Source organism: Micromonospora sp. C31, from assembly GCF_018070575.1.
Lineage (GTDB): Bacteria > Actinomycetota > Actinomycetes > Mycobacteriales > Micromonosporaceae > Micromonospora.
The window spans coordinates 115,821-128,027 of sequence record NZ_JAGPXN010000013.1; the positions used below are offsets into that span (position 1 = coordinate 115,821).

Annotated in this window: 8 protein-coding genes; 5 read left to right on the forward strand and 3 right to left on the reverse strand. The window is 72.6% G+C overall.

Annotated elements, in window-relative coordinates; all coding sequences use genetic code 11:
* Positions 1 to 137 precede the first annotated feature (137 nt).
* The 5 genes from KBX06_RS18475 to KBX06_RS18495 all read left to right on the forward strand — a co-directional run bounded on the left by KBX06_RS18475 (position 138) and on the right by KBX06_RS18495 (position 8,045).
* The gene (locus KBX06_RS18475; RefSeq protein ID WP_374225654.1) at positions 138 to 1,691 is read left to right on the forward strand and encodes a ricin-type beta-trefoil lectin domain protein; all 1,554 of its coding nucleotides are present in this window, start codon (positions 138 to 140) and stop codon (positions 1,689 to 1,691) included.
* A gap of 85 nt (positions 1,692 to 1,776) precedes the next feature.
* A complete protein-coding gene (locus KBX06_RS18480; RefSeq protein WP_210836515.1) occupies positions 1,777 to 3,036 on the forward strand; it encodes a glycoside hydrolase family 16 protein in 1,260 nt (419 codons plus the stop codon).
* Positions 3,037 to 3,248: 212 nt separating this feature from the next.
* Positions 3,249 to 4,784, forward strand: coding sequence for a TROVE domain-containing protein (locus KBX06_RS28510; protein ID WP_210836520.1), 1,536 nt, complete (start codon positions 3,249 to 3,251; stop codon positions 4,782 to 4,784).
* Between the two features lie 165 nt (positions 4,785 to 4,949).
* Positions 4,950 to 5,849, forward strand: coding sequence for a bile acid:sodium symporter family protein (locus KBX06_RS18490; protein WP_210836522.1), 900 nt, complete (start codon positions 4,950 to 4,952; stop codon positions 5,847 to 5,849).
* 237 nt (positions 5,850 to 6,086) lie between these two features.
* On the forward strand, positions 6,087 to 8,045 hold the full coding sequence (locus tag KBX06_RS18495; protein ID WP_210836524.1) for an ATP-binding cassette domain-containing protein: 1,959 nt from the start codon (positions 6,087 to 6,089) through the stop codon (positions 8,043 to 8,045).
* An 86-nt stretch (positions 8,046 to 8,131) separates the two neighbouring features.
* On the opposite strand, the gene KBX06_RS18500 is transcribed toward KBX06_RS18495, so the two are convergent.
* The 3 genes from KBX06_RS18500 to KBX06_RS18510 all read right to left on the reverse strand — a co-directional run bounded on the left by KBX06_RS18500 (position 8,132) and on the right by KBX06_RS18510 (position 12,096).
* Positions 8,132 to 9,715 carry a DHA2 family efflux MFS transporter permease subunit gene (locus tag KBX06_RS18500; RefSeq protein ID WP_210836525.1) on the reverse strand — a complete coding sequence of 528 codons (1,584 nt, stop codon included), beginning with the start codon at positions 9,713 to 9,715 and terminating at the stop codon, positions 8,132 to 8,134.
* A gap of 156 nt (positions 9,716 to 9,871) precedes the next feature.
* A complete protein-coding gene (locus KBX06_RS18505) occupies positions 9,872 to 11,500 on the reverse strand; it encodes an isovaleryl-CoA dehydrogenase (RefSeq protein WP_210836532.1) in 1,629 nt (542 codons plus the stop codon).
* Positions 11,497 to 12,096, reverse strand: coding sequence for a TetR/AcrR family transcriptional regulator (locus KBX06_RS18510; protein WP_210836533.1), 600 nt, complete (start codon positions 12,094 to 12,096; stop codon positions 11,497 to 11,499). Before KBX06_RS18510 ends, KBX06_RS18505 begins: the two co-directional genes overlap by 4 nt.
* Positions 12,097 to 12,207 lie beyond the last annotated feature (111 nt).

Here is a 12,207-nt window from a genome sequence, read left to right on the forward strand (position 1 = left end):
TCGGCGGTAGCCGAGGGCGACCTCCGGGCCAACAACTGGCAACCTTCTTGACAGATGTGTCGAGATATCGACAGACTTCCCTTAGAGAGCGCTCTCCGGCTCCGTCTGCCACCCCCGCCGCACCCGGGAGGATCTCCTTGCCTCGAAGACTGCGCCTGCTCGCCCCCGTCGCCACCGCCCTCCTGCTCGTCGGCCTCGCCCCGGCGGTGGGCCACGCGAGCGACACTCCCCCCGCCGCCCCGGCCCGCGACGCGACGGCCACGGCCGGCCTCAGCCCCGCCCTCGTCGAGGCGATGCGCCGCGACCTCGACCTCACCCCCACCCAGGTCGACGAACGCCTGCGCACCGAGGCTGCGGCGCCGGTGGTCGAGCGACGCCTGCGCGCGAAGCTCGGCCCCGCGTTCGCCGGCGCGTGGATCCCGTCCGGCGGTCAGCGCCTCACCGTCGCCGTCACGGATGCGGCGCTCGCCGCGACCGTCCGCGCCGAGGGCGCCGACGTCGCGGTCGTCGCCCGCAGCGAACGCACCCTCGACGCGCTCAAGGACGCCCTCGACCGGCGCACCGCCGCCGCCGACCCCCGTGACGTGCACGGCTGGCACGTCGACGTCGCCCGCAACAGCGTGGTCGTGACGGCCCGGCCGGGCGCCGCCGCCAAGGCGATCGCGTACGCCAGGGCCAGCGGCGTGCCCGCGGACGCGATCCGGGTGGTCACCGCCACCGACGCGCCCCGGCCGCTCTACGACATCCGCGGCGGTGACCAGTACGTCATCAACGGCAACACCCTCTGCTCGGTCGGCTTCGCGGTCGTCGGCGGCTTCGTCACGGCGGGCCACTGCGGCGGCGTCGGCAGCCCCACCCTCGGCTTCAACAACGTCTCGCAGGGCACGTTCGCGGGGTCGTCGTTCCCCGGCAACGACTACGGCTGGGTACGCACCAACGGCTCCTGGACGCCGCAGCCCTGGGTGAACAACTACTCCGGGGGAAACGTGACCGTCGCCGGCTCGCAGGACGCGGCGATCGGCAGCTCGGTCTGCCGCTCCGGGCGTACGACCGGCTGGCGCTGCGGGACCATCCTCGGCCGCAACGAGACCGTCAACTACCCGCAGGGTGCGGTGTCGGGCCTGACCCGCAGCAACGCCTGCGCCGAGGGCGGCGACTCCGGCGGCGCCTGGGTCTCCGGCAACCAGGCCCAGGGCGTCACCTCCGGCGGCTCCGGCAACTGCTCCACGGGCGGCACGACCTGGTTCCAGCCGGTCAACGAGATCCTCGGCGTCTACGGGCTGTCCCTGGTGACGACCGGTGGCGGCGGCGGGAGCCGGCTGATCAGCAACTGGAACAACCGCTGCATCGACGTGCCGAACTCCAACTTCTCCGACGGGGTGCCCCTGCAGACCTGGACCTGCAACGGCACCGCCGCGCAGTCGTGGACCTTCACCGGCGGCGCCCTGCGCACGCAGAACAACAAGTGCATGGACGTGGCCTGGGGATCCACCGCCAACGGCGCGGCCATCCAGATCGCCAACTGCAGCGGCAACCCGGCCCAGCAGTTCGTCCTGTCGGCGGCCGGCGACCTGGTCAACCCGCAGGCGAACAAGTGTGTCGACATCAAGGAGTGGAACAACTCCGACGGCGCCCGCCTGCACCTGTGGGACTGCGTCGGCGGCGCCAACCAGAAGTGGCGTCGCGGCTGACCCGGTCCCGCCGCCGGGTCACCGCCGCTCGTCCCGTCGTCGCCGCGAGAGACGTCGCGCCGGCGCAGTCGCCAAGGAGGTCTACATGTTCAGAGTCCGTACCCGTCGACGGCCGTGGGCGCTCGCCCTCGCCGCGACCGCGATCATCGGTGCCACCGCCGCCCTCACCGTGCCGGTCCACCCCGAACCGGCGCAGGCCGCCATCGGGGGGATCACCTGGCAGGACGAGTTCAACGCGCCGGCCGGCACGCCCGTCGACCAGAGCAGGTGGCGCTTCGACATCGGCGGCGGCGGCTGGGGCAACAACGAGCGGCAGTACTACACCAACAGCACGAGCAACGCCGTGCACGACGGCCAGGGCAACCTGGTGATCACCGCCCGCCGGGAGAACCCGGCCAACTACCAGTGCCACTACGGCCGGTGCGAGTACACCTCGGCCCGGCTGCTCACGGCGGCCACGTTCACCCAGGCGTACGGCCGCTTCGAGGCCCGCATCAAGATCCCCCGGGGTCAGGGCATCTGGCCGGCGTTCTGGATGCTCGGCAACGACATGGGCAGCGTGGGCTGGCCGAACGCGGGCGAGATCGACATCATGGAGAACATCGGCCGGGAGCCCAACACCGTTTACGGCACCATCCACGGCCCCGGCTACTCGGGCGGCGGCGGCATCACCGGCAGCCGCACCATCGGCCAGCCGCTCGCCGACGCCTTCCACACCTACCGGGTGGACTGGGAACCGAACTCCATCGTCTGGTACCTGGACGGCGTCGAGTACCACCGGGTCGACCCGGGTCGGCTCGGCGGCAACCGGTGGGTGTTCGACCACCCGTTCTTCATGCTCCTGAACGTGGCGGTGGGCGGGAACTGGCCCGGCTACCCCGACGCCTCCACGCAGTTCCCGCAGCAGATGCTCGTCGACTACGTACGCGTCTCGGGCTACACCTCGGGCGGCAACCCGCCGGGCACCACCGCGATCCGGGGCGCGCTCAGCGGTCGTTGCATCGACATCCCGAGCGCCAACCCGGTCGACGGGGCCAAGCTGCAGATCTGGGACTGCAACGGCACCGCCGCACAGGCCTGGACGTTCGCCTCCGACGGCACGATCCGGGCGATGGGCAAGTGCATGGACCCGGCCTGGGCCGGCACGGCGAACGGCACCGAGGTCAACCTCGTCACCTGCAACGGCAACCCGGCGCAACGCTTCACCCTCAACGCCGCCGGTGACCTGGTCAACCTCAGCGCGAACCGCTGCGTCGACGTGCGGAACCGCAACACCAGCAACGGAGGCAAGCTGCAGCTGTGGGACTGCACCGGTGACGCCAACCAGAAATGGTCGCGCAGCTGACCGGATCCGCAGGCGGGTGCCGGCACGTCGGCGGCCAACCGCTCGCCCGGACCGCCGGATTCGGCCATCGCGCCGTCGCGCGCACGAAAGTGGCTTGCCGGCGTACGCGAGGGCCGCTTACCGTCATCGGGCACCTCCCGGTGCGTAGGTAACGGCTACTTCCGCTTCCCACGGGGAGACGCGGGTGCAAATCCCGCCGCCGCCGCAAGGCGGTGTCGATCAGCAGCCCAGGTCACCCATGGCAGGAGGAGGCCGAGCGGTTCCGCACCGCCGAGGGTGCGCCCGGTTTCGTCCGTGAGCCACGCGCCGAACTGTTCCTGCTGGGCGTGTCGAACATGGTCGGCGAGGACACCTTCTACGAGGGTGCCGCCGAGCGGGACGCGCGGTTCCGCGAACTGGTCGCCGCCGTCGCCGTCGCCGATCCCGACTGGTTCGCCCGCTTCGTACGCTGGCTGCGTACCGGCGCGATGCTGCGCTCGGCGTCCGTCGTCGCCGCCCTGGAGGGAGCCCGCGCACAGGTCGCGGCCGGCATCCCCGGCTCCCGGTCGGTGGTGGACTCGGCGTTGCAGCGGGCCGACGAGCCCGGCGAGGCCCTCGCGTACTGGCTGGGTCGCCACGGCCGGACGATGCCCAAGCCGGTCAAGCGGGGCATCGCCGACGCGGCGGTACGGCTGTACCACGAGCGGAGCCTGCTCAAGTACGACTCCGACGGCGGCGCGGCGCGGTTCGGCGACGTCATCGACCTGACCCACCCGACGGCGCGCGACGAGCGGCAGGGCGACCTGTTCCGGCACGCGTTGGACCGCCGGCACCGGCGCGACAACCCGCTGCCCGCGTCCCTCACGGTGCTGGCGGCGCGGGCCGAGCTCATGGCGTTGCCGGTCGAGCGGCGCGGGGAGGTCACCGACCCGGCGGTGCTGCACGCGGCGGGCATGACGTGGGAGTCCCTCGCAGGCTGGCGGCAGAGTGCGACGGACGCCGCGGCCTGGGAGGCGATCATCCCGACGATGGGCTACCTGGCGCTGCTGCGCAACCTGCGCAACTTCGACCGGGCGGGCGTCAGCGACGACGTCGCGGAGACGGTGGCGGCCAGGCTGGCCGATCCGGGCGAGGTCGCCCGGTCGCGCGTGCTGCCGATGCGGTACCTGTCGGCGTACAACGCGGCGCCGAGCCTGCGCTGGGCGTACCCGCTGGAGAAGGCGTTGCAGCACGCGCTGGCGAACGTCCCCGCCCTGGACGCGCGGACCCTGATCCTGGTCGACACGTCGGGATCGATGAACAGCGCGTTCAGCAGGGACGGCACACTGCGCTGTTGGGACGCGGCCACCGTGTTCGGCCTCGCGCTGGCTGCCCGCGCGCGGGACGCCACGGTGGTGTCGTTCTCCAACGCCAGCACGGTGTTCCCGGCCGTCGCCGGCGAGTCGGTGCTGGCGGCGGTGCGCCGGTTCAAGGAGGGTGGCTACTTCCACGGCGCCGGGACCCAGACCGAGAAGGCGGTGCGCGACCACTACGACCGGCACGACCGGGTGGTCGTCCTCACCGACGAGCAGGCGCACTGGCACGGCGCGGTGGACGTCACGGCCGCCGTGCCCGCGCGGGTACCGGTGTACACCTGGAACCTGGCCGGGTACCGGGTCGGGCACGCACCGGCGGCCGGCAACCGGCACACGTTCGGCGGCCTCTCCGACGCCGCGTTCGCGATGATTCCGCTCATCGAGGCGGGGTCACGCGACCAGTGGCCCTTCTGACCCGCGTCGCGGCGTCGGCCCCGTCGCCCGGGGCCGGTGCCGGGGCACGGCCGGTGGACGATGCCCATTGACGGTCGTCTGCGCACGTTGCAAGATGCGGGCGCACCCGTCGTGGTGTGAAGCTCCGGTGATCCCTGGCGTACCGCGATCAGGAGGCCCAGCACTGTGAATACCGGTCTGTCGCTCGTGCTCTTCCCCATCGCGCTGGGCATCGTCATGCTCGGCCTCGGCCTCACCCTGACCATCGCCGACTTCCGTCGCGTCGTCGCCTATCCCCGGGCCGTGATCATCTCCCTGGTCTGCCAGATGCTGGTCCTGCCGGCCGTCTGCCTGGGCCTGGTGCTCGCCGCCGACCTGCGCCCGGAGCTGGCCGTCGGAATGATGCTGCTCGCCGCCTCCCCCGGCGGCAGCACCGCCAGCCTCTTCAGCCACCTGTTCCAGGGCAACGTCGCGCTGAACGTCACCCTGACCGCCATCAACTCGGTGCTCGCCCTGTTCACGCTGCCGGTGATCGTCAACCTCTCCGTCGCCGCGTTCATCGGCTCGGACAGCTCGCTCGGCCTCCAGTTCGACAAGGTGCTCCAGGTGTTCGCCCTGGTGCTCATCCCGATCGCGATCGGCATGGTCGTCCGGCAGCGGCGTCCCGCGTTCGCCGAGCGCATGCAGCGACCGGTGAAGATCCTCTCCATCGTGGTCCTCATGGTCGTGATCGTCGGCGCGGTCCTCGGCGTCAAGGACGAACTCGCCGCCACCATCGGCGCGGTCGGCCTCATCGCCCTGCTGTTCAACCTGCTCAGCCTGGCCATCGGGTACGCGGCGCCGCGCCTGCTGCGCGTCGGGCACCGGGATTCCGTCGCGTCGTCGTTCGAGATCGGCGTCCACAACGCCACCCTGGCCATCACGATCGCACTCAGCCCGGCCCTGCTCAACAACACCGACATCGGTATGCCACCGGCGATCTACGGCATCCTGATGTTCTTCACCGCCACCGCGTTCGGCTTCGTCGCCGCGCGGCGTGGCAGTACGGCGGCCGAGCCGACGCCACAGTCGACCAGGACGGTGTGAGCCGGGCCCCGGGGACGGCCCGGCGTCTCCGGGGCCTGGACCTCCTGCGGGTGACCGGGACCAACCGTGATTCGCACCATCTTCCCCGCCTCCGGGGGATGGACCGGCGCGTCGCCACCAGTGACCATTGGTAGTTGGTCGGATGCTCTGGGTGGAAAGGGTGGCGGCGGGGTGACTCCCTGCCGCCACCCGCCCGCGACCGACGACCACGTCACCGCGTAGCGAGGAGGCACACCCGTGACCGGAGCCGCCACCAGGACCGAACGGGGCACCACGGCGCAACCGCCGGCGCAGGCGGAGTCGGTCCTGCCGGAGCTGCGGACGATTTGGTGGGAGACGGGGGTGCGGGCGCGGTCGGAGGCGGGCCTGTTCACCGTCTTCGCCGAACTGCCCCGGCTCGTGTGGACGGCGGTCCGGATCAGCTGGCGGGCCGACCGGCTCCGGACCTCCGTGGTGGCCGCCGCCACCCTCGGCGGCGGGGCGATGGCCGCCCTGGGGCTGCTGGCCACCCAGCGGGTGCTCGTGGAGCTGTTCGCGGGGGGCCCGACCGCCGACAAGGTGGTCGCCGCGCTGCCCGCGCTCGCCGTGCTGGCGGGGGTCACCGCGCTGCGCGCCGGCACCGGCATCGCCACCGGGTACGCGCAGAACGGGCTCACCCCCCGGGTGAGCCGGGAGGTGGAGCGCGGCCTGTTCGAGGTGTCCACGGCCGTCCGGTTGGAGGCGTTCGACGCCGACGCGTTCGCCGACGACATGGAGCGGGCCTCCCGGGGCACCGAGTCGACGATCGGCCTGGTGGAGTCGTCGATGAACCTGCTCGCCGGGCTGGCCGGCCTGCTCGCCGTGGCGGTCGCCGTCGTGGTCATCCACCCGCTGCTGCTGCTGGCACTGCTGGTCGCGACGCTGCCCAAGGCCTGGGCGTCGCTACGGGCCGGGCACCTGCGGTACCGGACCTACACGGCCGGCTCGGTGCGGCGCCGGCGGCTGTGGCTGCTGCACCGGCTGATGGCCGAGCGGGACTCGGCGCCGGAGCTGCGCTCCTACGGGCTGCGCCGGTTCCTGCTGGACCAGTACGACCGGGTGATGCAGGTGGAGACCGACATCGAGCTGGCCCTCGCGCGCCGGGTCACCACGACCACCACGGTCGGCGCGCTGATCGGCGGGATCGCCACCGGCGTGGTCTACCTCCTGCTCGGGCTGCTGCTCATCGACGGGCAGATTCCGCTCGCGGCGGCGGCGACCTGCGTGGTCGCGGTGCAGTCCGCGCAACGCTCGCTGGCTGTCGTCACCTTCCAGATCGACCGGGTCTACACCGAGGGCCAGCACTTCGGCGACTACACCGGCTTCATGACCCGCGCCGCCGCCTACCTGCCCGACCCGGCCTCCGCCGCTGCCGCGCCCGGTCCGCTGCGCGAGCTGACCGTGCGGGAGGTGAGCCTGCGCTACCCCGACCGCGAGGCCCCGGCCGTCGACGGCGTGACGCTGACGATCGCGGCGGGGCAGACGGTGGCCTTCGTGGGCGAGAACGGCTCGGGCAAGACGACCCTCGCCGCGATGATCGCGACCCTTCGCGCCCCCACCGAGGGCGTCATCTGCTGGAACGGGCGTGCCCTGTCGGAGTGGGACCTGCCCGGGCTGCGGGCCCGCATCGCCGTGGTGACGCAGGAATACCACAAGTGGCCGTTCACCGCCGCGACGAACATCGCCGTCGGCGACGTCGAGAGCGAGGCCCGGCAGGACCGGATCGAGGCCGCCGCCGCCCGCGCCGTCGCGCACGACATGATCCGGGAACTGCCCCACGGGTACGAGACGCTGCTCGACCGGACGTTCGCCAAGGGCCAGGACCTCTCCGGCGGCCAGTGGCAGCGCATCACCGCCGCCCGTGGCTTCCTCCGCGACGCCGAACTGCTGGTCATGGACGAGCCGTCCTCCGCCCTCGACCCGCGCGCCGAGGACGCCCTGTTCCAGGCCATCCGGGACCGGCAGGGGCGGGCCACCACCATCCTCATCACCCACCGGCTGGCCAACGTCCGGCACGCCGACCGGATCTTCGTCCTGCACGACGGCGCGCTGGCCGAGGCCGGCAGTCACGCCGAACTCGTCGCCGCCGGCGGCCGGTACGCCGAGCTGTTCGCCCTCCAGGCCGCCGGCTACGACGGCACCCACGACGACCGCGCGAACGCGCCACGGCAGCGCTGACCGCGTGGCCCACCGGTGGTGGGCTGATGGACGGCGGCGCCCGGCCCCCGGACGGTCGGCCCGGAGGCCCGGGCGCGCGCCCCGCGTCAGTGGATGACGACGGGGGCCTTCGCCGGCCCCGTCTGCTCGTCGTCGAGCAGGTGCGACGGCTCACGTCGTCGCGGCAGGAACACGGCCGGGACGAACGTGGCCAGCACCAGTGCGAACGCCACCCAGAAGGTGGTGGCGAAGGAACCGGCGGCGAAGTCGAGGCCACGGGAGATGAGCGACGCGTCGACCGGGAACTGCTGGGCGAGTTCCGGCTGCTGCTGGACGGCGATGGCGAGGCCGGCCTCGGTCACCGGCTCGCCGTTCGGGTCGGTCGCCCCGGGGATCGGCCGGGAGCCGTTCAGCTCGCTGGTGAGGATCACCGACATCGTCGCGGCGCCGACGGAGCCGCCGATCTGTTGCAGGATGTTGACCAGGGTGGAGCCGCGGGCCACCTCGTGGGCCTTCAGGGTCTTCAGCGCCGACGTCATGATCGGCATCATGGTGCCGCCCATGCCCAGGCCCATGACGAACAGCGACCCGCAGAGCAACACGTACGACGTCTGCGGATCGATCTGGGTGAAGCTGAAGAACCCGAGGGCGATGAGTGCCAGCGCGAACGGCACGGTACGGCCGACGGGCACCCGGTCGGCCAGCATCCCGGCCACCGGCATGGTCACCATCGCGCCGATGCCCTGCGGCGCCATCAGCAGCCCGGCGGTCAGCGTCGACTCGCCGCGCACCTGCAGGAAGTAGGCCGGGAACAGCAGCCCGGCGCCCATGAACGCGATGATGAACACGAACATGGTCACCGCGGCGATCGTGAGGTTGCGGTTGGCGAACAGCCGCAGGTCGAGCAGGGGGTGCCGGGGCCGGAAGGAGTAGCGCACGAAGGCGACGAGGAGCAGGCCGCCGACCAGCATGGGCACCCACACCTCGGTGTCGGCGAACGTGCCGGTCTCGGGCAGCGAGGAGACGCCGTAGAGGAAGAGGGCGAGCCCCGGCGAGAGCATCAGCATGCCGAGGAAGTCGAACGACTCGGAGGGCTCGGGGTTGTCCTTCGGCAGTGCCAGGGCGGCGTAGACGAGCGCCCCGACGCCGATCGGCAGGTTGATCAGGAAGATCCAGTGCCAGCTCGCGACGTCGATCAGCCAGCCGCCGAGGATCGGCCCCCCGATGGGCCCGAGCAGCATCGGGATGCCGAGGACGGCCATCAGCCGGCCGATCCGGTGCGGCCCGGCCGCCCTGGTCATGATCGTCATGCCCAGCGGCATGAGCATGCCGCCGCCGAGGCCCTGGAGCACGCGGTAGCCGATCAACTGCCCGATCGTGTCGGCGTTGGCGCACAGCCCCGACCCGATGGTGAACAGCGCCAGGGCGATCATGTAGAGCCGTTTGGTGCCGAACCGGTCGGCGGCCCAGCCACTGAGCGGGATCACCGTGGCCAGCGCGAGCGTGTAGGCGGTCATGGTCCAGGCGACCTCGGCGTACGACGCGCCGAACTCACGCTGGAAGGTCGGCAGCGCGACGCTGACGACGGTCACGTCGAGGATCGACATGATCGCGCCGAGGACGACGACCCCGGCCACCTTGAGCACCGAGGCGTCGAGCCGGTCCGAGGTCGCGATGGATTGCTGTGTCACGAATTCTCCTGGAGTCCCCGTTGTGGTCGGTGCCGGGCCGCGCCTCGACGTGTCACGCACCGATGTCCGCAGGCAGACTAACGAGCGGTACCGGCGATCGGCCCACCATTTCCGGCCGCACCCGCGGGCCCGACCAGGTGGGCCCGCCCTCTCCGGTCAGCCCACCTGGGGCACCGCGCGGGAGACGATCGCGGCGAAGTCGACGCCGCGGGGCAGCGTGCCGTACGCCTGACCGTGGTCGCCGCCGAGACGGGAGGCGCAGAAGGCGTCGGCGACGGCGGGGTGGCCGTGCCGCACCAGCAGCGAGCCCTGCAGGACCAGGGCGAGCCGTTCGACGACGCGGCGGGCCCGCAGTTCGACGTCGTCGGGGTCGGACAGGTCGGCGCGCACCCGGCGCACGGCGGCGTCGAGCCGGGCGTCGGCACCGGCCGCAGCGGTGACCTCGGCCTGGAACGCCGCCATGACCTCGGGCTCCCTGGTGAGGGCGCGCAGCACGTCCAGCGCGGCGACGTTGCCGGAGCCCTCCCAGATCGAGTTCAGCGGGGACTCGCGGAACAGCCTCGGCATGCCCGACTCCTCGACGTAGCCGTTGCCGCCCAGGCATTCGAGGGCCTCGGCCGCGTGCGCCGGCCAGCGCTTGCAGACCCAGTACTTGCCGACGGCGAGGGCGAGCCGCTTGAACGCGGTCTCGCCGGCGTCGCCGCGCGCGGACCGGTCGGTCGCCCCGGCGAGCCGCATCATCAGGACGGTGGCGGCCTCGCTCTCGACCGCGAGGTCGGCGAGCACGTTGCGCATCAGGGGCGCCTCGACGAGGTACCGGCCGAAGGCCTGCCGGTGGGCGGCGTGGTGGGCGGCGGTGATCACACCCTGGCGCATCCCGGCCGCCGCGCCGATGACGCAGTCCAGCCGGGTGAGGTTGACCATGTCGATGATGGTGCGCACGCCACGCCCCTCGTCGCCGACCCGCCAGGCGACCGCGTGCTCGTACTCGACCTCGGCGGAGGCGTTGGACCGGTTGCCGAGCTTGTCCTTGAGGCGCATGAGCCGCATCGGGTTGCGCGTGCCGTCGGGCAGGACGCGCGGCACGAGGAAGCAGGTGAGCCCGCCCGGTGCCTGGGCGAGGGTGAGGAAGACGTCGCACATGGGCGCGGACGTGAACCACTTGTGCCCGAGCAGCCGGTAGGTGCCGTCCGGGTCGGGGCGGGCGGTGGTGGTGTTGGCGCGTACGTCCGAGCCGCCCTGCTTCTCCGTCATCGACATGCCGGCCAGCAGTCCCCGCTTGGCCAGCGGCGCACGCAGCCCGAAGTCGTACGACGTGGCGGTGAGCAGCGGCTCGTAGCGCGCGGCCAGTTCCGGGGCGTGCCGCAGCGCCGGCACGGCGGCGTAGGTCATCGAGATCGGGCAGCCGTGCCCGGCGTCGGGGCGCCAGGCGTAGAACTTGGCCGCCCGCGCCACGTGCGCGCCGGGCCGGTCGTCCGCCCAGGGTGCGGCGTGCAGGCCGTGGGTGACAGCGGTACGCATCAGCTCGTGCCAGGCCGGGTGGAACTCCACCTCGTCGACGCGGTGGCCGTGCCGGTCGTGGGTGCGCAGCACCGGCGGGTGCTCGTTCGCCAGCCGTCCCTGCTCGATCGCCTGCTCGCCGCCGCCGAGCCGGCCCAGCTCGTGCAGTTCGGCGGCGGCCCAGCCGGCGCCCTCGCGGTCGAGCGCGTCGAGCAGTGCCGGGTCGTCGGCCGCGTCGTGACCGGCCAGCGGCGGAACCTGGTTGAGGACCTCGTGCGTCGTCACGGCGACACTCCCAGCGCGCGGTGGAGGAATGTGGTCAGGTGCTCGATGGTGCGTGGCCCGGCGACCCCGGCAGCCAGGGGACCGACCATGGCCTCGGCCAGGGCGCCGACCAGCGCGGTGGCGGTCAGCTCGGGATCCTGCGGGGGAAGCTGGCCGCTCGCCACCCCCTGCGCCACGTGGCCGGCGATCAGCTCGGCGTACGCGCGGCGGAAGACGAGCCGCTCGGCGTCGACCGCCGGGTCGGCCGGCTCGGCGAGCAGGGCGTACGCCAACCGGGGGGAGCGCAGCGCCCGGCCGGAGAACGTCTCGATGACGGCGGTGACCCGCTCGGCGACGGTGTCCTCCCGCGCCGCCGCGCGCGCCACCGCGTCTACCTCGCGCTGCGAGGCCGTGCGGAACACCTCGGCGACCAGGTCGGCCTTGGTGGGGAAGTGCCGGTAGACGCTGCCGGTCGCCAGCCCGGCCCGCTCGGCGACGGCGGCGACGGAGCAGCCGGCGTACCCGTGCTCGGCCATGATCTCCAGCGCGGCGGCGATGATCCGCTGCCGGGACGCGCTGAGTCGGGCCCGCACGCGCTCGGTGCTCCGGTAGACCACGCCAAGAATTGAACCACCGTTCACTCCTTGGCGGCAAGGCGCCCGGCTGGCGGAGGACCCGGGACTGCTCGCCCTCCCCCACACGGACCGGTGGGACGAGCGCGGCTGAGG

Coding starts and splice junctions, on each gene's coding strand:
- KBX06_RS18480 (WP_210836515.1), top strand. CDS start 1,777: ATGTTCAGAGTCCGTACCCGTCGACGGCCGTGGGCGCTCGCCCTCGCC.